Raw genomic sequence first — 25524 nt, forward strand, 5'->3', positions numbered from 1 at the left:
CAGATGCCAGGGGACAGACCTAGAATGACGGAGGGGCAGAGGCCCTAAGACCTAAGTCTAAGCCCCGATATTCTTAGACAATTGTTAACCATGTTGTTTGAAGCTTCTCTAATGTAGCTTGGGGGAGCTGGATCATGCAGGCGTTGAAGGCAGTGGAGGAGAATGCCGTAAGCCCGGCCCACGAACCGGATGGACCGGATCGCGACGCTCTGCGCCATATCCTCTCGCGCCTTGCCGAAGAGGCCTCCACGCTCGGCGTCGACCTCGTCGATATAGCCGGCGCCATCCAGGACATGGCGGCGATGTCCGCCCGCCATGCCGCCGCCTTCGATGACGTCACCCGCACAGCCCTTTCCATCGCCGAGACCAACCGTTCCGTCGCCGTTTCGCTGCGTGAGACGGATAGTACCGCCGCACAAGCGCGCCACATGCTGAAGGAATCGGCCGATCGCCTGTCCGGTTCGGTCGAGGAAATCCGCCATATGGTTCAGTCATCGGAAGAGATCAGCACGGAAATCGCAGGCTTCTCCCGCTCACTGACCGACGTCGACAAGGTGGCCGCCGAAATCAGCACCATCGCCCGCCAGACCAATCTTCTGGCGCTCAATGCAGCGATCGAGGCCGCCCGCGCCGGCGAGGCGGGCAAGGGCTTTGCCGTCGTCGCCTCTGAGATCCGCGCTTTGTCGCTGCAGACTTCCAAGGCGACGGGCTCCATTCAGGAAACGCTGGAGCAGCTTCGCGTCAAGATCGATCGTCTCTCGACTGTCGGCGGCGGCGCGCGCAAGAGTGCTGCTGGCGTCAGCGAAAAGTCTGAGGCAATGCGCGGCGCCTTCGAAAGCATGGAGCATGTCATCACCCGCATCCTCGATTCATCCGCCGTCATGGCCAATACGACCGAGGCCGTGGACCGCGATTGCGCCGGCTTCGTTGCCAAGCTCGGCGAAATGTCCGCCGAGGTGCTGGATTCCAACGGCCGACTGCAGCAGGCGGCAAAACGCGTCGACAGCGTCGTCGGTCTGTCGGAAACGCTGATCCAGCTGACCGCGAGCGCCGGCGTGGAAACCGCCGACCGCCACTGGATCGAACAGGCGCAATCCGTCGCTGGCAAGATATCGCATGCTCTCGAGCGTGCCGTTGCCGAAGGCGCAATCGGCATGGAGAGCTTGTTCAACCGCCAGTACCAGCCGATATCAGGCACCGATCCGGTGCAGATGATGGCCCCCTTCACTGATCTCACCGACCGCCTGCTGCCGCCGATCCAGGAGCCGGTGGCCGGCTCCGACCAGCGCATCGCCTTCTGCGCCGCCATCGATGAAAATGGCTACCTCCCGACCCATAACCGCAAGTTCTCTGAGCCGCAGCGGCCGGGCGATATCGTCTGGAATACTGCGAACTGCCGCAACCGCCGCATCTTCAACGATCGCGTCGGCCTTGCCGCCGGAAGGAGCACCGCGCCCTTCCTCGTCCAGACCTATCGACGGGACATGGGCGGCGGCAATTTTGTCATGATGAAGGATATTTCCGCCCCGATCACCGTCCGCGGCCGGCATTGGGGCGGCCTGCGGCTGGCGGTCAAGGTATAGCGTTGCCGCCACCTGCCGCACGGTCTATACCGCGCCCATGAGATTGCGCGCCGATATCTACGTTTCCGCTCTCGTCCGCAGGGTTTTCTCCGCGGGCGATTTTGCTGCCGTGGAAAAGAAGGGCGCTGAGCAGGCCGGTGCCATCTTCATCCGCCAGCGCTTCCGTGACGGCCTCGAAACCCTCTATGCGCCAGCCCCGCAGAGTTTCTTCGATGAGGAGAGCAGCGGCGACCGCCTGTTCGAAGTCAGGCTGGAGCGCGCCGAGCCGGACAAGGTGCGGGAGATGCTGGACCGCGAGCGCAAGTTCGACCCCGATCTCTGGATTGTCGAGTTGGAGACAGACAAGGTCTCGGAACTCATCCCGATGGCCGGCTGACGGCCTGCCTTGAATTTACGCCAATTCCCGCCTAGTTTACCGCCATCCGCAATACCAACAGGACGGTGCAAAATGGATTCCAACCTGATCGCAATGCCAATTCGCCTTGCCATCGGGGATTTCCATGCCTGCATCCATTACACTTTCCAATCTTTCGTGGTCCACACCTGACGGCCGGCCGCTTTTTTCCAATATCGATCTGAGCTTCAATGCTGAGCGCACCGGCCTCGTCGGTCGCAACGGCGTTGGCAAGACCACGCTTCTGAAGTTGGTTGCCGACGAACTGCAGCCGCAGACCGGCTCTGTCGCCGTATCCGGCACGATAGGCATACTGCGCCAGAGCGTGCAGGTCGGGCCGGATGAAACGGTTGCCGATCTCTTCGGTGCGGCGCAGGCGCTTGCCATTCTCCACCGCGCCGAAAGTGGCGAAGCGAGCGCCGATGAGCTTGCCCTTGCCGACTGGACACTCGAAGCCCGCATGGAAGCCGCACTGGAGCGCGCCGGCCTCGCCGCCGGGCCGCTGACGCTGCTGGCAGCGCTCTCCGGCGGCCAGCGCACCCGTGCAGCATTCGCCGCCCTGATCTTCGAAGATCCGGATTTCCTCATCCTCGACGAGCCGACCAACAATCTGGACCGGGATGGGCGCGATGCGGTGATCTCGCTTCTCAGCGGCTGGCGCCACGGTGCTCTGGTCGTCAGCCATGACCGGGAACTGCTGGAGACGATGGACGCCGTTGTCGAGCTGACGACTTTGGGCGCCACCCGCTATGGCGGAAACTGGAGCGATTACCGCGCCCGCAAGGCGCTGGAACTTGCCGCCGCCGAGCACGATCTGGCGGACGCCAAGAAACGTGTGGCGGAGGTCGCCCGCAGCGCGCAGGAAACGGCTGAGCGCAAGGCCCGCAAGGACAGCGCCGGCAAGAAGAAAGCGGCCAAGGGCGACATGCCGCGCATCATCGCCGGCGGCCTGAAGCGGCAGGCGGAGAGTACCAGTGGCGAGAATGCCCGCCTCGCCGAACGGCGTCACACGCAGGCGCTCGAGGATGCCGAGGAGGCGCGCAAGCGCATCGAGATCCTGCAGCCGCTCTCCGTCAAGCTGCCCTCGACCGGCCTGCCGCCAAGCAGATCGGTGCTGAAGATCGACGCCGTCACGGCCGGTTACGAGACGGACGAACCCATCATCCGCAAACTGTCCTTCGATATCACCGGCCCCGAACGTATTGCCGTTACCGGCCCAAACGGCTCGGGCAAGACGACGTTGCTCGCGCTGATTTCAGGCGATCTGCAGCCGTGGGAAGGAACGGTTCGTGTGCTGACCTCCGTCTCGATGCTCGACCAGCGCGTCAGCCTGCTCGACCCCGCGACCTCGATCCGCGACAATTTCCGGCGGCTGAACCTGCAATCGGATGAGAATGCCTGCCGCGCAGCACTCGCCCGCTTCATGTTCCGGGCGGATGCAGCGCTGCAGATCGTTTCCACTTTGTCGGGCGGCCAGCTTCTGCGCGCTGGCCTTGCCTGTGTCCTCGGCGGCGCGACACCGCCGGCGCTGCTGATCCTCGATGAACCGACCAACCATCTCGACATCGATTCCATCGCCGCCGTCGAAGCGGGTCTCCGGGCTTATGACGGCGCACTGCTGATCGTCAGCCATGACGAGGTGTTTCTGGAGATGGTCGGCATCGCGCGTCGGCTGGAATTGCCTGCAAGATAGTTACGTGAAGGAGATGCCGAGCAGCTTTTCGCTGAGCGACCAGAGCCGCTCGGTAGCCTCTGAGTCGGTCAGCGAAAAGCGCGAAGAGCGCCGTCAGCAATGCCTTTAAGCGCATAATATCGCGTCGCGCCGCCGCGGGACCGACGCGATTGTTTGACGGTTAGCGCGCCCGGTTGACGCTTTTGAGGTCGCGCACCGGCGCCTGCCGGATGAAGCGATAGGCCGGCGCGGCCTGTGGCTGTGCTGCGGGTGCCGGCTGGGCTGCTGCCGGGCTTTGCGGATTGTAGGTATAGCTGTCGGCGCGGCGCCATGCCTCGACACGGGCATGGCACTCTTCCGGGTCCAGCGCATCGAGAACGAGGAAGGCGCGGCTGACATTGTGCTGCACTTCAGCAAGATGCGGATAGAGCTTTTCTAGCACGAAGACGGAATCGAGAAAGCCCATGCCGAGGCTCGTCAGCGTCGTGGCGAGTTGCTGGCCGGAGAGGTCGAGCATGATGCGCTCGGCAAGCCAGCGGCTGGCAGACAGCGCATCGGCAAGTGCGGTGGCGAAATGCGTGGCTTCCCGCGAGCGGGCAAAGCGCACCAGCAGCGCCTCCTGAATGTCGGACAGCGAGCGAAGGCCGAGCCGATCCTCATCGTTGCGGCTGAGATGGCCGGCAAGGCTTCGGATGCGCTCGCGCAGCGCCTCTTCATTGGCAATGCGTTCTGCTTCCTGCTGGTCCACTTCGGGTGCAGCAGGCATCGGCGAAAGCGGCATAGCCGGCTGCTCGGCCGGTGCGGCGGAGGATGGGCGCGGCTCGGCCTGGCGCAGCGCCACCAGCGCATCGATGACCTTCGGCGACAGGGAATCCCGGCTGACGATCGCCTTCACATGCGCAGCACCATGGGTGCGGGCAATGGTGATCAACGTATCGTCGCTGATTGCCTTGGAGGCAGCGAGGAAAGGTGCGGCGACTTCGATTGGCTGGTTGCCGATGAACAGTGCAACTGCTGCCGGCATGTTCTCGCATTGGGAAAGAGCTGCTACGGCCTGGCGTCTTGCCTCTTCGGAGGAGGCCTGGAAAAGCGGCATGAAGAGTTCGGCAAACTGGCGCAGTTCGGAGCGTGTCGGATGTGACAGGTTCTCGAAACTGCTGACAGTCGCCATTAACACCACGTCCTTCTTCCTGATGGCCATGGGGCCCTCTAGGTCTCGAAACCGGTCACGCACAAGAACACCCCGAAAACGCAGAACAAGCGGGAGACCGTGGGCCGACAAGCGCTGGCGGGACGCATGTCAGACATACGGTTATGAACAAATCCTACACCGGCACGGTTAATGGATGCTGAAGATTCTATTAAAATGCAACAGAAATATACACGTTTCGCGTGTCGTGGATTGGTGAGCCGGCAAAATAAAATCAAACGCCCCGGAAGCGGGGCGATTTCCAGTTTTTAAAGATGTGGATAAATAGCCGGCAAATAATCTAGAGGCCCTTGTGGCCTCTGAGTGCCGACAGCAGTTTGTCGTGGTCGTCATGGCCCGACTGGTAAAAAAGGTCGAGCGCGGTCGAAGCAGCAAACTGCGCTTCGACACTTCTGATGTCGATCTGCTTTTCCGCGCACCAGGCATCCAGCGCGCTACGCAATATATCCAGATCTTCTGACGTGAATGTGGCGTTGTATAGAAGGGGCATGGGTTGCTCTCCGTATGGCAGCAAGAGCACGTACAATCTCCCAGGCGGCCAATGCCTTAAACTTTTGGCCGATGGGGCGAGAATACACCCATCCACCCTTGCGGCAATTAATATTTTTGTGACGCATATTTGCAACACCTGCGGTGCAACGGCCGTTTCAGCGGAGAGGGGCTGTTAACTATCTGAATTGTTTCTAATTTTATCCGACGGCTTTCAGCCGGTCTTTTCTTTTTCGCGACTGAAACCAAACAACCATTCTGCGCGTTATCTCAATGCCGAGCAGACTGCCCAAAGCAGTGGCTGAATATTAGTAATCTGTTAACGGTCGTGTGTCTCAATTCGGACAGGAACGACGCGATTTGGGAATATGGATCGTGGAAGCTCCGCAACATCACGGTATTTCGGTCAGGTGCCGTGAGAAAGGCGCGAATGCCCTCGGTCCGGTTCATCCGGCGCTTGAGGACGCGCTGGCCCGCAGCATGGCGGGCAGGGTGAAATCCATCGCAAGTTCATCCGTCTCGGGCAGTGCATGGAGACGAGAATGGCAATTGTAGTCGCATTGGCGGACCGGCTGCGTGAGGAGCCGCGCCGCATGGGTAAAGAGCCCCGCGAAGCAAAAATCCTCTGGTTCACCGGCGTCCGTTACGAACGGATCGTCGAAACCCCGAAGAAAAATCCGGCGCATTCTGCGCCGCGCGTCAATAACAAGTAACTCACGAAAACAACCCTAGCGGGCGTCGAGTTCATCGCAGGTCGCTTCCGTCAGGAAGGCTCGCGCGGCTTCGTCGAAGCTTGCCTGCGGCGCCAGCGTGCGCAGCACCGCATACCCCTCAGGATGTGCCATCTCCACCATGATCGTCTGCTGCAGTTCCTGCGGCAGGTTCTTCCGGAGGTCCGTCAATTGGATCGGGCTTGCCGTAACAACGTCGAGCGCGCCGCCGACGGAGGTGCGGTCGTTCATGCTGAAGACCTCGTTCGAGGCGCTGTCATAGATCGCGATTGACCAGAAGGGCACATTGCCCTTGGCGGTGAAATGCACCGGAGCCTCGCTCACATCGAAGGAGCAGACGGCGGTGCGCACGAAGGGATCGCCATTGGCGAGCCCTGCTTCGTCATAGCGGCCGGTAAGCAGATAGAAAGTGTTCGGATCGCCCTCAGCCTCCACGCGCGTTGCGGCATCGCGGCCGGTGAAGTGTGGCAGAGCGAGAATGATGACGAGGTGCAGAAGTGCTGCGCCGAAAAGCCCGGTGAGGAGGGCGAAGAACACCCTAAGCATTGCCACATCCGATCTTGGTCAGCTTCGGCATCGAAAGGTCGATCACGCCGGAGCTGCCGGCAGTCGGCGTATCGAATAGCGTCAGCACCAACCGGAATGTGCCGGCCTGCGGCAGCGCCAGCCAGTTGCCGGGCTCAGCGCGTGCGGCAATGTCGATGGTGAAGCTGCTATCGGGCTGTCGCAGCACCGTCCATGAATTCAGCGCTGCTGGCAGGGTCGCCTGCAACGAGGCGGGATTGCCGGCATTGTCGGCGGTAAACAGCGTCCACAGCCGCGCCGGCGGCGTCTGGCCGATGATGCGGTAGCGGCAGGCAGCGTTCAGCCGCTCGCCGCTATCGTCCACACTCGCTGTAAAGGTCAGGCCCTCGGCACTGCCATAGAGCAGCTTGCCTGCGCGCGCACGATGCGACTTTGCGTAGGGGTCTGCGTCGACGGTCTGGAGTTCCGGAAAGGCCTCCCAGGCCCCGAGCTTGATCGCCCCGAATCCCTGCGTTGCATCCAGCGCATAAAGCGAAATCATGATGCCGCCGCCGAAGGCGACGATCAGCGTGATTAGGATGAAAAGGGGAAACCGAAACACCTTGCGCCCTTGAAGATCAAATCAGTTGAAAGGGTTACCACTGATTCTGGCAGGGTGGAATGCCGTGAGGCGATGTGTCCCCCAAGTCTTGGCAAACCAGATATGTCGGTTTGACTAAAACAGCCGAAGCATCACTCCGCGCTCGCGACCTTCTGTACCTCGAGCGGTGCAGCATCCTTCAGTTTCTCGCCGATGCCCTTGAGAATGTTTGTCGATTGCACGGAGAGCATGCGCGGGCGAATGAGGGTCGGCACGCCGTCCTTCGGCTTGCTGGCCTGGGCCTTGGCGACATCCTTTTCGGATGGCAGCGGGTTTTCGATACCGGGGATGGGGCGCAGCGCGACACCCTGATGGGCATAGTCCATGGCGCGCTTGAAGGTCATGGCAGGCAGCGAGCCGCCGGTCATGTTGTTGGTCGACGTATAGTCGTCGTTTCCGAACCAGACGGCGCAGGTGTAGTTGCCGGTGAAGCCCACGAACCAGGCATCGCGATAGGCCTGCGTCGTGCCCGTCTTGCCGGCGGTGACGACGCCATTGTCGAGTGCTGCCTTGCGCGCCGTACCCACATAGGGCACGCGCGACAGCATCTGGTTCATGTAGCTGTCGGCCTGTTCCGACAGCACGCGCTGGGCGGGCGGCTCGTCACGATCGAAGTCGTAGAGGACGTCACCGTCATAATCGAGAACCTGCGTGATGCCGTGGCGACGAGACTGATAGCCGCCGGTCGGGAACACCGCATAGGCGGTCGCCTGGTCCAGCACCGTCACCTCGGACGTGCCGATCGGGATCGTCACGTCGTCGCGGATCGGCGTTTCGACGCCCATGGCTTTGGCCATGGCACGGATCGGCTGGATGCCGAGCTTTTCCTTGGCCAGGCGCACTGGAATGGTATTGATCGACTGGGCGACCGCGGTTTCCAGCGTGATGCGGCCCGCATAATGGTTTGCGTAATTGTGCGGGCTCCAGTTGCCCCAGGAGATGGGCGCGTCGATGATCGTCGTCTTCGGCGTCATCCCGCTCTCCATGGCCACCGAATAGGTATAGACCTTGAAGGAGGAGCCCGGCTGGCGCAGCGCCTTGGTGGCGCGGTTGAACTGGCTCTCGCCATAATCGCGTCCGCCGACCATGGCGCGCACGGCACCGCCATTCTCGATCATCACCATCGCGCCCTGCTTGGCGTGATAGGCTTCGCCATATTCGCGCAGCGACGTCTCGATGGAATCGTCCGCCGCCTGCTGGATGCCCATGTCGATCGTCGTGCGCACGATCAGCGAGCGCTGATGGAAGCGCGGCGACAGACGCTGCACCTCGTCGAAGGCCCAATCGAGGAAGAAATCGGGCGATTCCACTTCATTGCGGTCGACGACGGTGGCGGGATTGCGCCGCGCGGCGATCACCTGCCCCTCGGTCATCAGTCCGCTCTGAACCAGATTGGTCAGCACCTCGTTGGCGCGGCCGCGCGCCGCCGGCAGGTTGACGTGCGGAGCATACTTGGCCGGCGCCTTGAAGAGGCCGGCCAGCATCGCGGATTCGGCGAGGTTCACGTCGGTGATGCTCTTGCCGAAATAGAATTGCGCCGCAGCCGCCGCACCAAATGTGCCACCGCCCATATAGGCGCGGTCGAGATAGGTCGCGAGGATCTCTTTCTTGGAAAGGTTGGCTTCCAGCCAGAACGCCAGGAAGGCCTCGGTGATCTTGCGGTCGATCGAGCGCTCGTTGGAAAGGAACAGGTTCTTGGCGAGCTGCTGCGTCAGCGTCGAACCGCCCTGCACGACTTCGCCGGCCTGGGCATTGGTGACCATGGCGCGGAAGAGGCCGATGACGTCGATGCCGAAATGGTCGAAGAAGCGGCGGTCTTCGGTCGCGATGACGGACTTGATCAGCGAATCCGGCAATTCGTCGATCGGCACGGAATTCTGATGGATCACGCCGCGATGGCCGATGACGTTGCCATAGCGGTCGAGAAAGGTGACGGCAAAATCGCCGCGGTTGCGCCAGTCTTCCTTGGTGGCCTCGAAAGCCGGCTGCGCGAGCGCCAGCATCAGCACGAAACCGACGGCCCCGAGCGTCAGCCCTTCGCCGGCGAGTTCGAACACCGCACGTTTCCAGCCGCGAACGCGAAAGCGGCGAAAGAAAATGGTGGTGTCTTCCCAGATTTCTGCAGCGCGGAAGCCAGCGTTCCAGACGGTCGAGTCGATCCATGAATCGATACGCAACAGCAGGTGTCGGTTTCTCGACTGCTGCTTCTGAGGCTTCTTGCCTTGCCCGTTTTCGGGCTCGTCTGGCCCATTATCTGGGTTGTCCGGATCCTGCACGTCCTATATTCCCGCCTGAGCACGCTCGGCGGCCGTGAAATCCGGACGCAGGAGCGGGGCCTGAAAGGGGCCGCAACTCTCCGGATAGCCGGAGCATGTTGAATGATTGGTTGATTTTGCGCACAAGAACAAGAGAGTTGAACGGTCGTCACGCGAATTTGCGGGCGGCTGTTGCAAGAAACGAACGATGAACGATCTGCCCTTCTGGAAGCGCAAGACGCTTGCCGAAATGAATGCCGAGGAGTGGGAAAGCCTCTGCGACGGCTGCGGCCTCTGTTGCCTCAACAAGATCGAGGAATGGGATAGCGGCGACGTCTATTTCACCTCGGTCCGCTGCAAGCTGCTCGATAGCGAGAGCTGTCAATGTTCCAGCTATCCGAACCGTTGGGATTTCGTGCCTGACTGCGTTCAACTCACCAAGGAGAACGTCTCCGAGATCGCATGGCTGCCGCCGACCTGCGGCTATCGCCTCGTCAATGAGGGCCGTGATCTCTACTGGTGGCACCCGCTGGTATCAGGGGATCCGGAAACCGTCCACGCTGCCGGCATCTCGGCCCGCGGCCGCACCATCAGCGAAAACGACGTCGATGTCGATGATTTCGAGGATTATGTCGTCGACTGGCCGCTGACGGTCGGAGAGGACGCCGAAAAAAACCGGGAAGCCGAAGAAAAGGCTGGCTGACCGCTACGGCCAGGTGCCATGGGGGATCTGGAACAGATGCCGGATGCGCGTCGTCAGCGTCGTCGGATGGCTGCCTTCAGCCGATACGCCGGCGCTGAAGTGATGTTTCTCGGATTCGATCCGGCGCGACAGCAGCAGTCCCAGCTCTTCGGCAAGCGCCGGCCGTTCCTGCATGATCGCGGCGAGATGGTCCTTGGCGATTTCATAGACGATGACGGATGTGAGCGCGCGGATATTGGCCGGCTCGAGCGCACCCATCAGCACGCCGCGTTCCCCGAATAGATCGCCGGGTGCAATTCTGGCGAGCTCGATGATCTCGTTGCCCTCGATCCGCTCCACGACGGCAACGCCGCGCCGCACGATCATCAGGGAGGTCAGCGAGGTGTCCTGCGTCGCGATCAGCGCATCCTTGCGGAAATTCAGCCGTTTCATGTCGGCCGCGAGCGACTCCTTTTCGTCTTCCGTCAGTGTTGAGAAGAGCGGGATGGCGTTCAGCAGCCGCCAGGCCGAATTCGGGTGCTTTCCGGCCGCTTCCAGCGGATCGGCAACCGGGGGAAGCGTCGACCCGGCGGGTGGCGCAAGCTGGAGGCCTGACGCCTTGGTGTGACGATAGACGAGATCGTAGACTTCGTTCCGGGCAGCCGTCGCTTCGCCCAGTCCGGAGACACGGAAAGAGAGCTCAAACTCGATGGCATTGCTGTCGAGCCCCGTGACGCTGACAACAGGGGTAGGGGATTTCAGGATGGCGTTGCTGCTCAAAAGTACCGTGCGCATCGTCTCTTCGATGGTCGCCGGTGGGATCGAGGGAACAACCCGGATCTTCAGCGAGACGCCATGGGCTTCTTCAGGGCTCGTCAGGTTCGTCAGCCGCGCCTTGGCGAGCGCGCTGTTGGGAACGATGACGAGGTCGTTGGTGCCGTTCAGAAGATGGGTTGAACGCCAGTTCGTTTCCACCACGCGGCCCTGCACGCCATCGTCGAGGACGATCCAGTCGCCGACGCTATAGTGCCGGCCGAGATTGAGTGCGATGCCCGAGAATACGTCATTCAGCGTGCTCTGCAGCGCAAGACCGAGCACGATGGCGAAGACACCCGATGTAGCAATCAGCGTGCCGATCGGCGCGCCGAAGACGTAAGCCACGACCGAAAGCCCGGCGCCGAGATAGATGATGGCGACGACGAGATCCTGCAGCAGGCGCCCCTCGCGTGGTTTGCGCTCGAAAATCAGGAAGAGCCGCACCGAGCTCGCCAGCACCATTGCGCCGCCTATCCACCAGACGGCCTTGGCGACCCCGACGAAGATGCGCCGGAAGAGATCGTCGGCCTTGCCCATATCGGACGTATAGGGGGCAATCTCGTGCTTCACGAGCAGCAAGGTCAGCAGCGCGAAGAAGATGAAGTTGGCGATCAGCCGGAAGGCAGGTTCCCGTCCGAAAATGAACCGCGCCGCGGCACTGGCCAGAACGAGAACAATAAACTGATACAGCGGATCTTCCAGCATCTGCCATGACATGCAGTACATCCTGATTGGGCGTTGGACCCTATATCACGGAAGAAGAAGTCCTGTCCTCTGACACGAATGGATAGGGTGTCGTGACCGTTGATAATACCGGCCGGGATTTTGCCCGGCCGGCCATTTGAGCTATTTCGCCGCGTAAGCTTCCAGCGCCTGGATGAGCTTCAGCCCCGTTTCGGCACGTACCGGGTTCGGATAGTTCCGGTTCGCCAGCACCGTCAGGCCGATATGCGCCTTCGGCACCAGAACGACATAGGCGCCGAAGCCGTTCGTCGATCCGGTCTTGTTCATCAGCACCGCGCTTTGCGGCGCAAGCGGCTTCGCCCGCTGTTTGACCGGCTGGCTTTCCAGACTCATCTTGGCCGAGTTGCCGTCGAGGAGCTTCTTGAGCGCCACGGGCCAGGCATATTGTTCCCAGACCATGTCCTGCGTGTAATAGGCCGTATCGAAATAGCCCATATGCGTCTTCTCGATCGCGGCCTTGAATTCGGGTGCCAGAGCACCCGGCTTCAAATTGAGTTCCAGCAGATGCACCATGTCGCGGGCCGTGGTCTTGATGCCATAGGCCTCGTCCTCAAGGACGCCGGGTCCGACGCGGACCGGCTTATTGGCGTTGGAATAACCGAAGGCGTAGCGATCCATGACGTCAAGCGGAACCGCGATGAAGGTGCTCTTGAGACCGAGGGCGGGAAACAACTTGCCTTCGGCCGCCTGCCTGTAAGTGCCGCCAAAACGCTCACCGGAGATCCGCCCGAGAAGGCCGATGCTGACATTGGAATAGGAGCGCATGGTGCCTGCCTTATAGGCCGGCTTCCAGCTTTTCAGATAGGTCATCAGCCCGGCATCGTCATTCACGCTATCCGGCACCTGCAGCGGCAGGCCGCCTGACGTGTGGGTGGCGAGATTGACGAGGGTGATCTTGTCGAAGGCGCCGCCCTTGAGCTCCGGCAGGTAGGTCGAAACCGGCTGGTCCATCGACAACAGGCCGCGCTGTTCGGCAAGTGCGGCAAGCGTGACATTAAAAATTTTGCTGACGGAGCCGAGCTCGAAGATCGTGTCGCTGGTGACGGGTGCTTTCGTCTCGCGCGAGGCTTCACCATAGGTGTAATAGAATTCCGAGCCGTTGATCGTCACGCCGACGGCCAGTCCCGGGATGTCGTATTTCCTAATTACCGGCTGAAAAACGCGATCGACCATCTCCTGGAACGCTTTGTCCGTCATGTCTGCTGCATGGAGCGGGCTCGCCGACAAGGCGAGGGCGATGAGGCAGTGTCTCATATTCACTAGCGGTTCCTCTCTGTGCATCCGGCAATATGGCCGACACACGGTCGATAGCGTGGCCCTTTGTCCCTCCACAAACGATAAGAACTCGCAGGAGACCCTAGTTTAATTTGGGCTCGAGGGCGGCGAGAAAGAGCCGTAGTTCCCGCTGGACGTAGTCGGCTACAGCTCCCTCGGACGAGAAGCCCCACCAGAGCAGCGATCCCTGCCATTGCGAGAGCATCAGCCGGGCAATGGTCTGCGCTTGCCCCTGTCCCCCGAAACGCTCGGCAATCGCTGCCGTCAGGGCAGCACCCCAGGCCGCGCCACGAGCGCGGAGAACCGGATCGCGGAAATCCTCGCGCAGTAGAAGCAGGCCTTCCGCATAGGAGGCGGGATTATCGCCATAGTCCTGGGAAAGGCCGGTCAGCAGCGCGATCGCTCCGTCCGCGGTCTTCGGCAGCGTATCGGCAAGCCGCGCCGTTTCCGCGTCCAGCCGGTCCCAGGCGTGGAGCAGGGCGGCGCGCAGCATGCCGGCTTTGGTAGAGAAGCGCTGCACCAGTGTCGAGCCGGAAAGGCCGCTTGCCTTCGCGACCGCCGCAAAGGTCGCCGCATCCGGCCCCTCGGACTGGATCACATCGAGAACCATCGAAAGCAGCTGTTCATCTGAAAGCGTGCGCGGACGCGGCATGAAATTCCCTCTTGCGTTCGCCATATTTATGAACGAACATTCGTTTATATACAAGTAAGCCGACTGGGCCGGTTAATTGCTTCTAGCGGGGAGGACAGCGAAGTGACAGCGAACTTAAAGGGAAAGGTGGCGCTTGTTGCCGGCGGAACGCGCGGCGCCGGCCGCGGCATTGCGGTGGAACTGGGCGCGGCAGGCGCGACCGTCTATGTGACTGGCCGCACGACCCGCACGCAGCAATCCGAATACGGCCGGCCTGAGACCATCGAGGAGACCGCCGAACTGGTGAGCGCGGCAGGTGGGCGTGGCATCGCCGTGCAGGTGGATCATCTGGTGCCGGAGCAAGTCGAAGCGCTGGTTGCCCGCATTCGCGCGGAGGAGGGCAGGCTCGATATCCTCGTCAACGATATCTGGGGCGGCGAGCATCTGACGGAGTGGAACAAGCCGGTCTGGGAGCATTCCCTCGACAAGGGCCTGCGCATGCTGCGGCTTGCCATCGACACCCATTTCATCACCGCCCATTACGCGCTGGCACTGATGATCGAGCAGCCGGGCGGATTGCTGGTGGAGATGACGGATGGCACGGCGGATTATAATGCCACGCATTACAGGCTCTGCCCCTATTACGATCTGGTGAAAACGGGCACGAACCGTATGGCCTGGGCGCATGCCAAAGATCTGGCAGCGCATGGTGCCACTGCCGTCTCGCTCTCACCCGGCTGGATGCGCTCGGAAATGATGCTGGAAATCTATGGGGTTAAGGAAGAAAATTGGCGCGACGGCACAAAAGTCCAGCCGCATTTCGTCATCTCGGAAACGCCGCGTTTCACCGGCCGGGGAGTGGCTGCACTGGCCGCCGATCCCGACCGCAAGAGATGGAACGGTCAGTCGCTCTCAAGCTTCCAGCTGGCCGATGCCTACGGTTTCACCGATCTCGACGGCACGCGGCCGGACTGCTGGCGTTACCTCGCCGAAGTGCAGGAACCTGGTAAGCCGGCGGATGACACTGGATATCGCTGATCAGACGCTGCCGCCCGAGGGATCGATCCCCATGCGAATCTGCTAGTCTCTCGACGAAGAGGGAGTTCGCATGGCTTTGCGTATCATTTCATTGAATGCCTGGGGCGGCAGCATCCACGCGCCACTGATCGACTATCTGGCAAATGTGGATGCCGACGTCTTCTGCCTGCAGGAGGTAGTCCGGTCCGCAGCCGATACGCCGGGATGGCTGGAATATCGTGATGGCGGCGTTGTGCTGCCGCAGCGCGCCCATCTCTATGACGAGATTGCCGCCGTCCTCCCTGACCATGACGGCTTCTTCTGTCCATTCGCGCGGGGGCATCTCTTTCACGGCGAGGCGGTCTTCCCGACCGAATTCGGCATTGCCACCTTCGTGCGTAAGTCGCATGCGGTAATCGCCCAGGCGGTGGACTTCATCCATGGCGGTTTCTCGTCCAATGGCTGGGGTGAGCATCCGCGTTCGCGCAATGCCCATTGCATTCGCCTGTTCGATTATGCCGGCGGCTTTTCCGTCACCATCGCCCAGCTCCACGGCCTGCGTGATCCCGCCGGCAAGGGCGATATTCCGGCTCGGCATGCGCAGGCGGATGCGCTCGTCGAGCTGATCGAACGTGTCTGGCCGGGTGATGAACGCCTGGTCGTCTGCGGCGATTTCAACGTGCTGCCTGACAGCGTAACCTTCGAAAAGCTTGGCCGCCTCGGCCTCAACGATCTCGTCACCGGCAGGGGTTTTACCGATACCCGCACCTCGCTCTATCCGAAGGATGGACGCTTTGCCGACTATATGCTGGTGACGCCGGAAGTGGTGGTGAAGCGCTTCGAGGTGGTGGAGGCTCCCGAAGTTTCCGATCACCGGGCTCTGTTGATTGATCTTACCTAGCGCAGCTTAAAGTGCCGCTCCAGGTCGGCAATCTGCTCACTATTGAGCTGTCGCACCTTCATGCCGCGCGTAATGATCGAAAGCTTTGCCGCCTCTTCCAGCTCTTCGATCGCGAAGACGGCGGAATCGAGCGTGGCAGCCGACACGATCGGCCCGTGGTTTTCCAGCAGCACGGCGCTGTGCTCGCCGGCGATTTCAGCAATCAGTGGCTTTACGTCAACCGAGCCCGGCCGTGTATAGGACACGACAGGCACCTTGCCGACGCGCATCACCACATAGGGCGTCAATGGTGGAATGGCGTCCTTGGGATCGGTATCGGCAAGGCAGGAAAGGGCAGTTGCATAGGTGGAATGCAGATGTACGACCGCGCCCGTCTGCGGCCGTTTCTCATAGAAGGAGAAATGCAGCGGCAGTTCCTTTGTCGGCGCATCGCCCGAGAGGGACTTGCCGTCTTTGTCGAGTTTCGACAGCCGCTCAGGATCGAGAAAGCCCAGGCAGGAATTGGTCGGCGTTGCGAGATAGAAGTCTGCGGTCTTTACCGAAATATTGCCCGAGGAGCCGGCCGTAAGCCCGCGCTCGAAAAGCGATTTTCCCCAGCGGACGATGGCTTCGCGCAGCGCTGCCTCATTCATGGCCTGCAATCCTGTCCAGAGCCTTGGCGAAGAAATCCGGCGAGCCGAAATTGCCGCTCTTCAGCGCGAGTCCGATCGGCCGCGCAGGCCGGCCGCGCTCGGACACCAGAACCGGCACGCCGGGATCGATCTCCGCACCAATGGTCATATGCTTGAGGCCGAGTGCCTCAACAACCGCACCAGAGGTCTCCCCGCCGCCGACGACGATCTGGCATGTGCCGGAATCGGCGAGCCGCTTGGCAAGGCCGCCGAAGAAATCCTCAAGGATCTTTGCCGATTCCTCGCGGCCGAAGCGCTGCTGCACGAAGCTCACGACATCCGGCGAGGTGGTGGAGTAAACGATCGGATTGTCGGCCGCATTGGCGGCGACCCAGCTGGCGGCGCGCTCCACCGACATGGTGCCGCGCACGATGGCTGCTGGATCGATCGACAGGCCTGGATGGTTCTCCAGATGGCAAGCGACCTGGTTCTGCGAGGCGAGCGAGCAGGAGCCACAGAGGACGACGCCGGGGCCAGCAACGATAGGCACTTCGGCGGGAATACCGGAAAGCTTGCCAAGCTTGGCGAAATTACGCACCAGCCCCTGCGCCACTCCCGACCCGCCGGTTACCAGCGCATGGTCGGCGACAGCTTCACCGATGGTTATCAGATCGGCATCCTCGATGGCATCGACGACGACGAGGCGGTTGCCATCGGTCAGTTCGTCGCGCAGGCGGCTGCGGATGGCGCCGGAACCTTCGCGCACCGTATCGAGCGTAATGCTGCCGACACTGCCGCGGGTCTGGTGCCGCAGCCAGCGGCGGATGTCGGGATCCGTCATCGGCGTCAGCGGATGGTTCTCCATGCCGGATTCGCTGAGCAGCTTGTCCTTGACGAAGAGGTGGCCCATGAAGACCCGCCTTCCGGTCGCCGGAAAGGCCGGGCAGAACACGGTGACATCGGCGCCCGTCAGCCGCTGCAGGGCCTCGGCCACCGGGCCGATATTGCCTTCACGTGTGGAATCGAAGGTCGAGCAATATTTGAAGAAGATCTGCTCGCAGCCCTGATCCAGCAGCCAGCGCGCCGCATCCATGGATTGCAACACCGCATCTTCGACCGAGATCGAGCGCGTCTTCAGCGCCACCACACCGGCTTCGCAATTCACTTTGCCGCGGCCGGGGCCGACGAACTGCATCGTCGACATGCCGCCGCGGGCAAGGGTGTTGGCTAGATCGCTGGCGCCGGTGAAATCGTCGGCAATGGCTCCAAGCAGCATGTCAGGCAGGCTCCGGCAGTCTGTTGTTCAATTCGTCCTCGATATGGACGCAGATAATGTCGTCAAAGGATGTCTCGGCTGTGAAGCCGAGCGAAAGGGTGGGGCTGGCATCCAAACTCTGCGCCGATCACAAGGATTTTCATCTGAAGCGGTCCTTCCGACGGATGATGTGAACGCAAACCAAAACGCGCCGCCGCCTGAGTCGGCAGGCACGGTGCGTTTCTAGTTAAGACCAGCCGGGCAAGGCTGTCACGCAATTTCGGGCGGAGGGTCCGGTTTGATTGTGGGTTGGAATTGGCAGTCGGCCTTGCTCCGAGACCGGTTTCGCGGCAACAAGCATGGCATGAGCATCCCGACAGAATACCCTTTCGACTTCGACCCCACCTACGGCATGACGCTTGCCGACCTGCAGGCAATCCGCCCGCCGGAAGCGCCTGAGGGATTCGATGCCTTTTGGCAGAAGCGTTATGCCAGGGCGCTGGCGGTGAAGCCTGAGCCGCGCTTGAGCCCAAGCAAGGATACCCATCCGGACTGGCAGGTACGCGATATTGTCTACACGTCCACGGATGACGTCCGCATCGGCGGCTGGCTGCTCACGCCCCGCAAGGGCGAGGTCAAGCGCGGCCTCGTCGTTGGCCACGGTTATGGAGGCAGGGACCAGCCTGAATTCGATATTCCGGTCGAGGACACCGCCATCCTCTTTCCCTGTTTCCGCGGCATGTCGCGCAGCGCCCATCCGCCGATTTCGCCTGACGCGCCCTGGCATGTGCTCCACGACATCGATGATCCCGATCATTACGTGATCGGCGGCTGCGTTGAGGATCTCTGGGTTGCAGTGTCGGCGCTGCTATCGCTCTATCCCGCGCTTGATGGCCATATCGGCTATAGCGGCATCAGCTTCGGCGGCGGCATCGGCGCGCTCGGCATTCCCTTCGATAAACGTATTGCCCGCGGCCATCTGACGGTACCGACCTTTGGTAACCGCAAGCTGTGGCTAACATTGCCGACGGTCGGCAGCGCCCATTCGGTGCAGGATTATGCAAAGACGCACGCGGGTGTTTTCGAAAAGTTGCGGCTCTTCGATGCCGCAACGGCAGCGACCCGCATCACCGTGCCGATGCTGGCCGCCGTCGCCCTCTTCGATCCGGCGGTTGCACCCCCCTGTCAGTTCACGGTGGCCAACGCTTTGCCGAAATCAAAATTTAATGAAATCTTCATCCTGGATGCCGGGCATTTCGACTATGCTGATAGTGCAGTGCAGCAAACTGTGCTGCGCGAGCGAGTCGGGCGGTTTTTCAGGGGTCTATGAACCGAGAATATCTGCGCTGGTACAGCGATCGGCTCCATCGTGACATGGAGCTTCTGGTGTTCGGGCATGCCGGCGCCAAAGTACTGATGTTCCCAACGCGGGAAGGGCGCTTTTGGGAATATGAACATCTCGGAATCGTTGCCAGCCTCGCCGATAAGCTCGAGGCCGGTCATCTGCAGCTGTTCTGCATCGAGGGCCTCGCGGGCGAAACCTTCTACGACTTCGGCCGCCATCCGGCCGATCGTATCCGTCGCCATATCGCTTTCGAGGAATATGTGCTGAACGAGGTTCTGCCGCTGATGGAGAGCCGCAACGGCCACGAATGCACCATCGTCCACGGCTGCAGCCTCGGCGCCTTCCAGGCCGCCAGCCTCGTCTTCCGCCACCCGCATCTCTTCCGCAAGCTGGTGGCCTTTTCCGGCCGCTACGACCTGACGATGAAGGTCGAATCCTTCTCGGATCTCTTCGACGGTTATTACGACGACACGGTCTATTTCCACATGCCGACACATTTCCTGCCGGGCCTTGCCTGCGATTGGCGGCTGGAAAAGCTGCGGCAGGTGGATATCGTGCTGACGATCGGCAACGAGGATCCGTTCCTCGATAACAATCGCTATCTCAGCCGCCTTCTCGCTGACATGGGTGTCGGCCATCGGCTGCATTTCTGGGATGGCAGGGCGCACCGCGCCGGTGCCTGGCGCCGGATGGCGCCCCTTTATATATGAGCATCGCCGGATGTTTATATCTAGGCATCGCCGGATGGCGCCGCTCTATATCTGATTCACTGCATCAGCGGCTTCTTGAGGAAGCTGTTGCGGTCGGCGGATTTGATCCGCAGCCAGGCCTCGCGGCCGTTCCGCAGCACACGCATCGGGATTTCAGCGCCTGCCGGGCCACTCTTCCAGACCTTACGGTAGAAATCGGCAAGCCCGTCCACTTCGCCGTCGCGGATTTCCGAGATCACGTCGCCCTGCTGCAGGCCGGCCTGCGCGGCCGGGCTGCCCTTGGCAACGCTCATGACGACAACTTCCCCGTTGCTTTCAGCCGAAAAGGCGCCGAGCCAGGGGCGCGGCGGCCTGTCGATCTGGCCGCGGTTAAGCAGGTCGTCAAGGATCGGCGGAAGGAGGTTGATCGGCACGGCCATGTTGATATCGGCGACCTCTTCGTCCTGAACCATCTGCAGGCGCAGCGAACCGATGCCAAGCAGCTTGCCGTCGTCGCTGATCAGCGCCGCACCGCCCCAGGAGGGATGCGCGGGTGCGATGAAGATCGCCTCGTCGAGCAGATATTCCCAGTAGCCCGCAAATTCCTGCTTGGCGACGATATTGGCCTGCACGAATTCGCCGAGACCATCGGCAAAGATCACGGCATCGCCGACCGTCGTCTTGACCTTGTCGCCGATGTCGATGGCCGGCAGGTCGAGAGGCGCCAGCGACTGGATGAGGCCGAAGCCGGTTTCCTGGTCATAGGCGAGCGCATGGCCAGGTACGACCTTGCCGTCATGGCGCGTCAGCCAGATTTCGTCTGCTTCGGTGATCAGGTAGCCGATGGTGAGCACCAGCCCGTTTTCCCTGATGACGACGCCGCTTCCTTCCCGGCGGGTGCCCAGCGTATTCGCGGTGAAGGCATCTTCGGGGATGGAGGCGCGAACGGCCACAACTGACCGCAGGATCCTGTCGATATTCATGGTTTCATCCTCGTAAGGCGGGCACAAAGGCTCGGAATGCAGCGAGGGCCGGCAAGGGCCGGACGCATACCATTCCTTCTATAGGTATGAAACGACAGTCGTTTCTGCAAGACCCGCAGCCTGCGGTCTTTTACCCTGCTGCTTCCCGGCTGTATTGCCGCGGCGAGCGCGCCATCACCCGCTTGAAGGCGGTGCTGAAGGCGCTTTCGGAATCGTAGCCGAGCGAAAGTGCAATCTTGCCGATCGGCTCGCTGCTGTTGGAGAGCCGCTCGCTCGCCAGCATCATACGCCAGCGTGTGAGATAGTCCATCGGCGCGGCTCCGACCTTTTCCTTGAAGCGCTCGGCAAAGGAGGAGCGCGACATGCCGGTCATCGCAGCAAGTTGCTGCAGCGTCCAACGCCGCGCCGGCTCTGCATGCATGGCGCCGATCGCCATGCCGATCTGCCGGTCGGCGAGCGCAAACAGCCAGCCGGTGCCTTTGATATCGGGTGCTGAGAGATAGAGCCGCAGGATCTGCATCAGCATGATATGCGCCAGATGCTCGGTCATCAGGAAGCCGCCCGGGTGGCGGCCGCGCAGCTCCCGCGCCATCTGGTCGATCGCAAAGCGCAGCACCGAGGCCTGATCCGAATGCTCGCTGACATGGACGACCGGCGGCAATATGCCGACGAGCAGATCGGCGCCTGCGCCGGAAAAGCCGAAGCGGCTGCCGACGAGGAAAAAGGCGCCGCCGCCATTGCAGATCGCGACACCATCCTTAGCATGCGCATAGATGTCATTGGCGGGGATCGTCGGCAGGCTGCGGTCGCTCATCATCCGGAAGGGCCGGCTCTGCGTCAGCAGAAAACAATCGCCTTCCTCCAGCCGCACAGGCTCAGCGACCCCATCCACCTCCAGCCAGCAGCCGCCCGAGAGAACGGCATTGAACTTGATGCCCTGCGGTGGCGGAAAATCGATCGCCCAGTCACGGCCGGCATCGAGCCCGAGCGAGACGTAGCTCTTCGGCTTCAAGAGCGCCAGCACATCGGAAAGCGGATCCATGGAAACAGAACTCATAAGGAAATCCGGACGATCGCAAACATATCATGGACTTTAACGCATAGATCGTATGGACGCCACCGCATTAGTCTCCGGCCGAAAGCAGAAGGAGGCATCCATGGAAAACACACAACACCCCATCGGCTCCGGTTTTGGCGCTCGCTCCACAGCCGACGACGTGCTCGCGGGCATCGATCTCACGGGCAGACTGGCAATCGTCACCGGCGGCCATTCCGGCCTCGGACTGGAGACGACGAAAGCGCTGTCGCGGGCCGGCGCGCATGTGCTGATCGGCGCGCGTCAGCCGGAAGCGGCGGCCAAGGCGGTCTCGGGCATCGCCAATGTCGAGGTCGACAGGCTCGATCTCTCCGATCTCGAAAGCGTCCGCGACTTCGCCGAGCGCTTCGTCGCCTCCGGCCGCAAGACCGATATCCTCATCAACAGCGCCGGCATCATGGCCTGCCCGGAAACGCGGGTCGGGCCGGGCTGGGAGGCACAGTTTGCCACCAACCATCTCGGCCATTTCGCACTCGTCAATCGCCTCTGGCCGGCGATGGCGAGGGGAGCCCGAGTGGTTGCCGTCTCCTCCGGTGCCCATGGCATCACGCCCATCCGCTGGGACGATGTCCAGTTCACCGAGGGCTACGACCGGTGGCAGGCCTATGGACAGGCGAAAACCGCAAACGCGCTCTTTGCGGTGCAACTCGACAGGCTGGGCAGGGATGCCGGCGTGCGTGCCTTCTCGCTGCATCCCGGCAAGATCCTGACGCCGCTGCAGCGGCACCTGGAGAAGGAAGACATGGTCGCCGCCGGTTGGATCGACGCTGACGGCAATGCGGCCGACCCAACGTTCAAGACACCGGAGCAGGGTGCCGCGACGCAGGTCTGGGCCGCAACCTCGCCGCAGCTTGCAGACCTTGGCGGCCTCTATTGCGCCGACTGCGATATCGCATCCGTCTCGGATGACGGTGCGGAAACCAGCGTGCGCGCTTACGCCGTCCATCCCGACGAGGCGGCCCGTCTCTGGGCGTTCTCGGCGGAACTGACCGGTGCAGACGCGTTCAGCCGTTAAGCGTGGATGCCGGGCGCCTCGTAGCCGGTGCGCTCGACATACTCCGTATAGCCACCGCCATACTGCTGGATGCCATCGGGCGTCAGCTCCAGCACGCGGTTGGAAAGGGCGGCAAGGAAGTGGCGATCGTGCGAGACGAAGAGCATCGTGCCCTCGAAATCGGCGAGCGCCTTGATGAGCATTTCCTTGGTGTCGAGGTCGAGATGGTTGGTCGGCTCGTCGAGCACGAGGAAGTTCGGCGGGTCGAACAGCATGTGAGCCATGACGAGGCGGGCCTTCTCGCCGCCGGACAGCACGCGGCAGCGCTTGTCGACGTCGTCACCCGAAAAGCCGAAGCAGCCGGCGAGAGCACGTAGCGGCGCCTGGCCGGCGAGCGGGAAGGAATCTTCCAGCCATTCCAGTACCGTGCGTTCGCCATCGAGCAGGTCCATGGCGTGCTGGGCGAAATAGCCGAGCTTCACGCTGGCGCCGAGCGCCACGCTGCCGGCATCCGGCTCTGCCGTGCCGGTTACCAGCTTCAGGAGCGTCGATTTGCCGGCGCCGTTGACGCCCATGATGCACCAGCGCTCCTTGCGGCGGACCATGAAGTCCAGCCCTTCATAGATGGTACGGCTGCCATATTTCTTGTGCACGTTCTTGAGGTTGACGACGTCTTCGCCCGAGCGCGGCGCCGGCTGGAAGTCGAAGGCCACCGTCTGGCGGCGCTTCGGCGGCTCCACGCGCTCGATCTTTTCCAGCTTCTTGACGCGACTCTGCACCTGCGAAGCATGGCTGGCGCGCGCCTTGAAGCGCTCGATAAACTTGATTTCCTTGGCGAGCATCGCCTGCTGGCGCTCGAACTGCGCCTGCTGCTGCTTCTCGTTCTGCGCCCGCTGCTGCTCGTAAAAACCGTAGTCGCCGGAATAGCTGTTGAGCGAGCCGGCATCGATCTCGATGATCTTGGTGACGATGCGGTTCATGAACTCGCGGTCGTGCGAGGTCATCAGCAATGCGCCCTCATAGGTCTTGAGGAATTCTTCCAGCCAGATCAGGCTTTCGAGATCCAGGTGGTTGCTCGGTTCGTCAAGCAGCATGACGTCGGGACGCATCAGCAGGATGCGGCCGAGCGCCACGCGCATCTTCCAGCCGCCGGAGAGTGCACCGACATCGCCGTCCATCATTTCCTGGCTGAAGCTCAGGCCGTCCAGAACTTCGCGGGCACGGCCTTCCAGCGCATAGCCATCCAGTTCCTCGTAGCGCGCCTGCACCTCGCCGTAGCGCTCGATAATCTGATCCATCTCGTCCATGCGGTCAGGATCGGACATGGCCGCTTCCAGCTCGCGCAGCTCTGCGGCGACGATGCTGACGGGGCCGGCCCCCTCCATCACCTCGGCAACCGCGCTGCGGCCGGACATTTCGCCGACATCCTGGTTGAAGTAGCCGATGGAGACGTGCTTTTCGACTGAGACCTGGCCTTCATCCGGCAGCTCTTCGCCATTGATCATGCGGAAAAGCGTCGTCTTGCCGGCGCCGTTGGGGCCGACGAGACCGATCTTTTCGCCGCGATTGAGGGCGGCAGTGGCTTCGATGAAGAGGATGCGGTGGCTGTTCTGCTTGCTGATATTTTCGATACGGATCATGTCTTACGCGGGAGCTTGGGAGAATTTTGGCGCCCTTATGCCACGGGTTTGCCGCCGTGTCGCAGGTTTTCCGCGTCATCAAGCTGTGATCTTTGCAGCTGTGGCCATTCCGCACGACTGGAAATCGAGGGATGCTTCCTTATTATCCCCAAGGGGGAGGAGCCCATGGTCAATAAGATGTCCAGCAAGCCGGCAAAATCGGCAGAGCCCAAGCTGCTATCCGGCGGCAATCCGCAGATCGCCAAAGGCGAGGGCGATGGCCCCGTCCAGGCCTATATCGCCGCCATGCCCGGCTGGAAAAGCAATGTCGGCCGCCACCTCGATGGACTGATCATGCGCACTGTTCCAGATGCCCACAAGGCCGTCAAATGGAACTCGCCGCTCTACGGCACGAAAGGCGACGGCTGGTTCCTCGGCATCCATTGCTTCAACAAATACATCAAGCTGGCCTTCTTCCGCGGCGCTGCTTTGCAGCCCATACCGCCGGGAGAATCCAAGACTGCGGAAACGCGCTATTTCCACATCCATGAGAACGATCCGATCGACGAGGCGCAGCTCGCCGACTGGATCAGGCAGGCAAGCCTGTTGCCGGGCGAGAAAATGTAAGGAGAGAGACCATGAAGAAAGCGGCGACGACGAAAAAGGAAGCGGAACCGAAAGAAATCTCTCCCTCCGAACGCATCGATGCCAAGATCAGGGAATTGGTCGACTGGCGCGGCGAAACGCTCGCCCGTGTGAGGGCCATCATCCGCGAGGCCGATCCCGAGGTGGAGGAGGCGTGGAAATGGAGGGGCGTCCCGGTCTGGGAACACGCCGGCATCATCTGCACCGGCGAAACCTACAAGGCGGTGGTCAAGCTGACCTTCGCCAAGGGCGCTTCGGTGGAAGACCCGTCCAACCTTTTTAACTCCAGCCTTGAAGGGAATACGCGCCGGGCGATCGATATTCGCGAGGGGGATAAGATCGATGAGGCGGCGCTGAAGGCGCTGGTGCAGGCCGCGGTGGCGCTGAACACGGCGGGCAAACCGGCATCGAAGAAAGCGAGCGCCTAGTTCTGAGGGTAAAAGGCATCTGGGGCGACAACTGGTCATTGCCGATGCCGCGGAGCGTCCTATGTGGAGCCTTGCGAGCTCATTTCGATTGAAACCCGCTAAGACGGAGGCTCTCTTGAAGGGTTACCTTCCCTATCTGGCCGGCGCACTGGCGGGAATGCTCGTGGCCATTTTCCTGTCCAGCCTTTTGACGCTGACAGGAACGCCACAGCTGGTCCTTTTCGCCCTGCTGCCCGTAGTCGGTGGTGCTGTCGCCGAGCGTGTTTCTCAGCGCCGCTCCGGCAATTCGTGAGT

Annotated in this window: 26 protein-coding genes; 13 read left to right on the forward strand and 13 right to left on the reverse strand. The window is 61.7% G+C overall.

Translation table 11 applies throughout. The annotated features are described in order from the left end of the window. The first annotated feature begins 134 nt into the window (after nucleotides 1-134). The 3 genes from AB8B33_RS03725 to AB8B33_RS03735 all read left to right on the forward strand — a co-directional run bounded on the left by AB8B33_RS03725 (nucleotide 135) and on the right by AB8B33_RS03735 (nucleotide 3670). Nucleotides 135-1583, forward strand: coding sequence for a methyl-accepting chemotaxis protein (locus AB8B33_RS03725; RefSeq protein ID WP_439014398.1), 1449 nt, complete (start codon nucleotides 135-137; stop codon nucleotides 1581-1583). Between the two features lie 37 nt (nucleotides 1584-1620). Beyond that, nucleotides 1621-1959 carry a DUF1491 family protein gene (locus AB8B33_RS03730; RefSeq protein ID WP_113322578.1) on the forward strand — a complete coding sequence of 113 codons (339 nt, stop codon included), beginning with the start codon at nucleotides 1621-1623 and terminating at the stop codon, nucleotides 1957-1959. Nucleotides 1960-2083: 124 nt separating this feature from the next. Continuing rightward, a complete protein-coding gene (locus AB8B33_RS03735; protein ID WP_439014399.1) occupies nucleotides 2084-3670 on the forward strand; it encodes an ABC-F family ATP-binding cassette domain-containing protein in 1587 nt (528 codons plus the stop codon). A gap of 160 nt (nucleotides 3671-3830) precedes the next feature. Here the strand turns inward: AB8B33_RS03735 and AB8B33_RS03740 are convergent, their stop codons facing one another. Further along, nucleotides 3831-4883: a DUF2336 domain-containing protein gene (locus AB8B33_RS03740; protein WP_113322594.1), complete on the reverse strand. Its 1053-nt coding sequence runs from the start codon at nucleotides 4881-4883 to the stop codon at nucleotides 3831-3833. Between the two features lie 256 nt (nucleotides 4884-5139). Continuing rightward, entirely contained in the window at nucleotides 5140-5349 is a 210-nt protein-coding gene (locus AB8B33_RS03745) for a hypothetical protein (RefSeq protein ID WP_439014400.1), read from the reverse strand. A gap of 541 nt (nucleotides 5350-5890) precedes the next feature. Here AB8B33_RS03745 and AB8B33_RS03750 point away from each other — a divergent pair. Then, nucleotides 5891-6061 (forward strand): hypothetical protein, encoded by a 171-nt coding sequence (locus AB8B33_RS03750; RefSeq protein WP_439014401.1) that lies wholly within the window; start codon nucleotides 5891-5893, stop codon nucleotides 6059-6061. Between the two features lie 15 nt (nucleotides 6062-6076). On the opposite strand, the gene AB8B33_RS03755 is transcribed toward AB8B33_RS03750, so the two are convergent. The 3 genes from AB8B33_RS03755 to AB8B33_RS03765 form a co-directional block, all read right to left on the reverse strand. After that, nucleotides 6077-6625 (reverse strand): DUF1254 domain-containing protein, encoded by a 549-nt coding sequence (locus tag AB8B33_RS03755; RefSeq protein WP_113322581.1) that lies wholly within the window; start codon nucleotides 6623-6625, stop codon nucleotides 6077-6079. Continuing rightward, on the reverse strand, nucleotides 6618-7205 hold the full coding sequence (locus AB8B33_RS03760; protein WP_113322582.1) for a DUF1214 domain-containing protein: 588 nt from the start codon (nucleotides 7203-7205) through the stop codon (nucleotides 6618-6620). Before AB8B33_RS03760 ends, AB8B33_RS03755 begins: the two co-directional genes overlap by 8 nt. A gap of 131 nt (nucleotides 7206-7336) precedes the next feature. Continuing rightward, nucleotides 7337-9520 (reverse strand): transglycosylase domain-containing protein, encoded by a 2184-nt coding sequence (locus tag AB8B33_RS03765; protein WP_113322583.1) that lies wholly within the window; start codon nucleotides 9518-9520, stop codon nucleotides 7337-7339. 187 nt (nucleotides 9521-9707) lie between these two features. Between AB8B33_RS03765 and AB8B33_RS03770 the strand changes: the two genes are divergently transcribed. Continuing rightward, nucleotides 9708-10202: a YcgN family cysteine cluster protein gene (locus AB8B33_RS03770; protein ID WP_310377891.1), complete on the forward strand. Its 495-nt coding sequence runs from the start codon at nucleotides 9708-9710 to the stop codon at nucleotides 10200-10202. 3 nt (nucleotides 10203-10205) lie between these two features. Here the strand turns inward: AB8B33_RS03770 and AB8B33_RS03775 are convergent, their stop codons facing one another. From AB8B33_RS03775 to AB8B33_RS03785, 3 genes are all read right to left on the reverse strand, one after another. After that, nucleotides 10206-11714, reverse strand: coding sequence for a mechanosensitive ion channel family protein (locus AB8B33_RS03775; RefSeq protein ID WP_113322585.1), 1509 nt, complete (start codon nucleotides 11712-11714; stop codon nucleotides 10206-10208). Nucleotides 11715-11843: 129 nt separating this feature from the next. Next, a complete protein-coding gene (gene ampC, locus AB8B33_RS03780; protein ID WP_439017182.1) occupies nucleotides 11844-12995 on the reverse strand; it encodes a class C beta-lactamase in 1152 nt (383 codons plus the stop codon). 103 nt (nucleotides 12996-13098) lie between these two features. Further along, nucleotides 13099-13668, reverse strand: coding sequence for a TetR family transcriptional regulator (locus AB8B33_RS03785; RefSeq protein WP_439014402.1), 570 nt, complete (start codon nucleotides 13666-13668; stop codon nucleotides 13099-13101). Between the two features lie 102 nt (nucleotides 13669-13770). Between AB8B33_RS03785 and AB8B33_RS03790 the strand changes: the two genes are divergently transcribed. Next, nucleotides 13771-14685 (forward strand): SDR family oxidoreductase, encoded by a 915-nt coding sequence (locus AB8B33_RS03790; RefSeq protein WP_439014403.1) that lies wholly within the window; start codon nucleotides 13771-13773, stop codon nucleotides 14683-14685. Nucleotides 14686-14755: 70 nt separating this feature from the next. Continuing rightward, nucleotides 14756-15565, forward strand: a complete 810-nt coding sequence (locus AB8B33_RS03795) for an endonuclease/exonuclease/phosphatase family protein (protein ID WP_439014404.1) — start codon at nucleotides 14756-14758, stop codon at nucleotides 15563-15565. On the opposite strand, the gene otnC is transcribed toward AB8B33_RS03795, so the two are convergent. Continuing rightward, a complete protein-coding gene (gene otnC, locus AB8B33_RS03800; RefSeq protein ID WP_439014405.1) occupies nucleotides 15562-16197 on the reverse strand; it encodes a 3-oxo-tetronate 4-phosphate decarboxylase in 636 nt (211 codons plus the stop codon). The genes AB8B33_RS03795 and otnC overlap by 4 nt on opposite strands. Beyond that, nucleotides 16190-17452 (reverse strand): 3-oxo-tetronate kinase, encoded by a 1263-nt coding sequence (otnK, locus tag AB8B33_RS03805; protein WP_439014406.1) that lies wholly within the window; start codon nucleotides 17450-17452, stop codon nucleotides 16190-16192. Before otnK ends, otnC begins: the two co-directional genes overlap by 8 nt. 343 nt (nucleotides 17453-17795) lie before the next feature. On the opposite strand from otnK, the gene AB8B33_RS03810 reads away from it, so the two are divergent. Both AB8B33_RS03810 and AB8B33_RS03815 read left to right on the forward strand, forming a co-directional pair. Beyond that, nucleotides 17796-18761 (forward strand): acetylxylan esterase, encoded by a 966-nt coding sequence (locus AB8B33_RS03810; protein WP_439014407.1) that lies wholly within the window; start codon nucleotides 17796-17798, stop codon nucleotides 18759-18761. Continuing rightward, nucleotides 18758-19486: an esterase family protein gene (locus tag AB8B33_RS03815; protein WP_037105163.1), complete on the forward strand. Its 729-nt coding sequence runs from the start codon at nucleotides 18758-18760 to the stop codon at nucleotides 19484-19486. The genes AB8B33_RS03810 and AB8B33_RS03815 overlap by 4 nt, the downstream gene beginning before the upstream one ends. 56 nt (nucleotides 19487-19542) lie before the next feature. Here the strand turns inward: AB8B33_RS03815 and AB8B33_RS03820 are convergent, their stop codons facing one another. Both AB8B33_RS03820 and AB8B33_RS03825 read right to left on the reverse strand, forming a co-directional pair. Then, on the reverse strand, nucleotides 19543-20448 hold the full coding sequence (locus AB8B33_RS03820; RefSeq protein WP_113323014.1) for a S1C family serine protease: 906 nt from the start codon (nucleotides 20446-20448) through the stop codon (nucleotides 19543-19545). A 130-nt stretch (nucleotides 20449-20578) separates the two neighbouring features. Beyond that, nucleotides 20579-21490, reverse strand: a complete 912-nt coding sequence (locus AB8B33_RS03825; RefSeq protein WP_439017183.1) for an AraC family transcriptional regulator — start codon at nucleotides 21488-21490, stop codon at nucleotides 20579-20581. Nucleotides 21491-21605: 115 nt separating this feature from the next. Between AB8B33_RS03825 and AB8B33_RS03830 the strand changes: the two genes are divergently transcribed. Continuing rightward, entirely contained in the window at nucleotides 21606-22559 is a 954-nt protein-coding gene (locus AB8B33_RS03830) for an SDR family NAD(P)-dependent oxidoreductase (RefSeq protein ID WP_439014408.1), read from the forward strand. Here the strand turns inward: AB8B33_RS03830 and AB8B33_RS03835 are convergent. After that, nucleotides 22556-24178: an ABC-F family ATP-binding cassette domain-containing protein gene (locus tag AB8B33_RS03835; RefSeq protein WP_113323017.1), complete on the reverse strand. Its 1623-nt coding sequence runs from the start codon at nucleotides 24176-24178 to the stop codon at nucleotides 22556-22558. The genes AB8B33_RS03830 and AB8B33_RS03835 overlap by 4 nt on opposite strands. 165 nt (nucleotides 24179-24343) lie before the next feature. Here AB8B33_RS03835 and AB8B33_RS03840 point away from each other — a divergent pair, with 165 nt between their 5' ends. The 3 genes from AB8B33_RS03840 (at nucleotide 24344) to AB8B33_RS03850 (ending at nucleotide 25522) form a co-directional block, all read left to right on the forward strand. Then, nucleotides 24344-24784, forward strand: coding sequence for a DUF1801 domain-containing protein (locus AB8B33_RS03840; RefSeq protein ID WP_439014409.1), 441 nt, complete (start codon nucleotides 24344-24346; stop codon nucleotides 24782-24784). 11 nt (nucleotides 24785-24795) lie between these two features. Continuing rightward, nucleotides 24796-25230, forward strand: a complete 435-nt coding sequence (locus tag AB8B33_RS03845; protein ID WP_113323019.1) for a DUF1801 domain-containing protein — start codon at nucleotides 24796-24798, stop codon at nucleotides 25228-25230. Between the two features lie 115 nt (nucleotides 25231-25345). After that, on the forward strand, nucleotides 25346-25522 hold the full coding sequence (locus tag AB8B33_RS03850) for a hypothetical protein (RefSeq protein ID WP_439014410.1): 177 nt from the start codon (nucleotides 25346-25348) through the stop codon (nucleotides 25520-25522). The last annotated feature ends 2 nt before the right edge of the window (nucleotides 25523-25524 follow it).

It is taken from the genome of Rhizobium sp. 768_B6_N1_8, assembly GCF_051811225.1.
Classification (GTDB): Bacteria; Pseudomonadota; Alphaproteobacteria; order Rhizobiales; family Rhizobiaceae; genus Rhizobium.

Bases quoted from the DNA above. Each gene is read 5' to 3' on its own strand.
- AB8B33_RS03725 (WP_439014398.1), top strand. From the start codon at position 135: ATGCAGGCGTTGAAGGCAGTGGAGGAGAATGCCGTAAGCCCGGCCCAC.
- AB8B33_RS03730 (WP_113322578.1), top strand. From the start codon at position 1,621: ATGAGATTGCGCGCCGATATCTACGTTTCCGCTCTCGTCCGCAGGGTT.
- AB8B33_RS03735 (WP_439014399.1), top strand. From the start codon at position 2,084: ATGCCTGCATCCATTACACTTTCCAATCTTTCGTGGTCCACACCTGAC.
- AB8B33_RS03745 (WP_439014400.1), bottom strand. From the start codon at position 5,349: ATGCCCCTTCTATACAACGCCACATTCACGTCAGAAGATCTGGATATA.
- AB8B33_RS03750 (WP_439014401.1), top strand. From the start codon at position 5,891: ATGGCAATTGTAGTCGCATTGGCGGACCGGCTGCGTGAGGAGCCGCGC.
- AB8B33_RS03755 (WP_113322581.1), bottom strand. From the start codon at position 6,625: ATGCTTAGGGTGTTCTTCGCCCTCCTCACCGGGCTTTTCGGCGCAGCA.
- AB8B33_RS03770 (WP_310377891.1), top strand. From the start codon at position 9,708: ATGAACGATCTGCCCTTCTGGAAGCGCAAGACGCTTGCCGAAATGAAT.
- AB8B33_RS03775 (WP_113322585.1), bottom strand. From the start codon at position 11,714: ATGTCATGGCAGATGCTGGAAGATCCGCTGTATCAGTTTATTGTTCTC.
- ampC (WP_439017182.1), bottom strand. From the start codon at position 12,995: ATGAGACACTGCCTCATCGCCCTCGCCTTGTCGGCGAGCCCGCTCCAT.
- AB8B33_RS03785 (WP_439014402.1), bottom strand. From the start codon at position 13,668: ATGCCGCGTCCGCGCACGCTTTCAGATGAACAGCTGCTTTCGATGGTT.
- AB8B33_RS03795 (WP_439014404.1), top strand. From the start codon at position 14,756: ATGGCTTTGCGTATCATTTCATTGAATGCCTGGGGCGGCAGCATCCAC.
- otnC (WP_439014405.1), bottom strand. From the start codon at position 16,197: ATGAATGAGGCAGCGCTGCGCGAAGCCATCGTCCGCTGGGGAAAATCG.
- otnK (WP_439014406.1), bottom strand. From the start codon at position 17,452: ATGCTGCTTGGAGCCATTGCCGACGATTTCACCGGCGCCAGCGATCTA.
- AB8B33_RS03810 (WP_439014407.1), top strand. From the start codon at position 17,796: ATGAGCATCCCGACAGAATACCCTTTCGACTTCGACCCCACCTACGGC.
- AB8B33_RS03815 (WP_037105163.1), top strand. From the start codon at position 18,758: ATGAACCGAGAATATCTGCGCTGGTACAGCGATCGGCTCCATCGTGAC.
- AB8B33_RS03820 (WP_113323014.1), bottom strand. From the start codon at position 20,448: ATGAATATCGACAGGATCCTGCGGTCAGTTGTGGCCGTTCGCGCCTCC.
- AB8B33_RS03825 (WP_439017183.1), bottom strand. From the start codon at position 21,490: ATGGATCCGCTTTCCGATGTGCTGGCGCTCTTGAAGCCGAAGAGCTAC.
- AB8B33_RS03830 (WP_439014408.1), top strand. From the start codon at position 21,606: ATGGAAAACACACAACACCCCATCGGCTCCGGTTTTGGCGCTCGCTCC.
- AB8B33_RS03835 (WP_113323017.1), bottom strand. From the start codon at position 24,178: ATGATCCGTATCGAAAATATCAGCAAGCAGAACAGCCACCGCATCCTC.
- AB8B33_RS03840 (WP_439014409.1), top strand. From the start codon at position 24,344: ATGGTCAATAAGATGTCCAGCAAGCCGGCAAAATCGGCAGAGCCCAAG.
- AB8B33_RS03845 (WP_113323019.1), top strand. From the start codon at position 24,796: ATGAAGAAAGCGGCGACGACGAAAAAGGAAGCGGAACCGAAAGAAATC.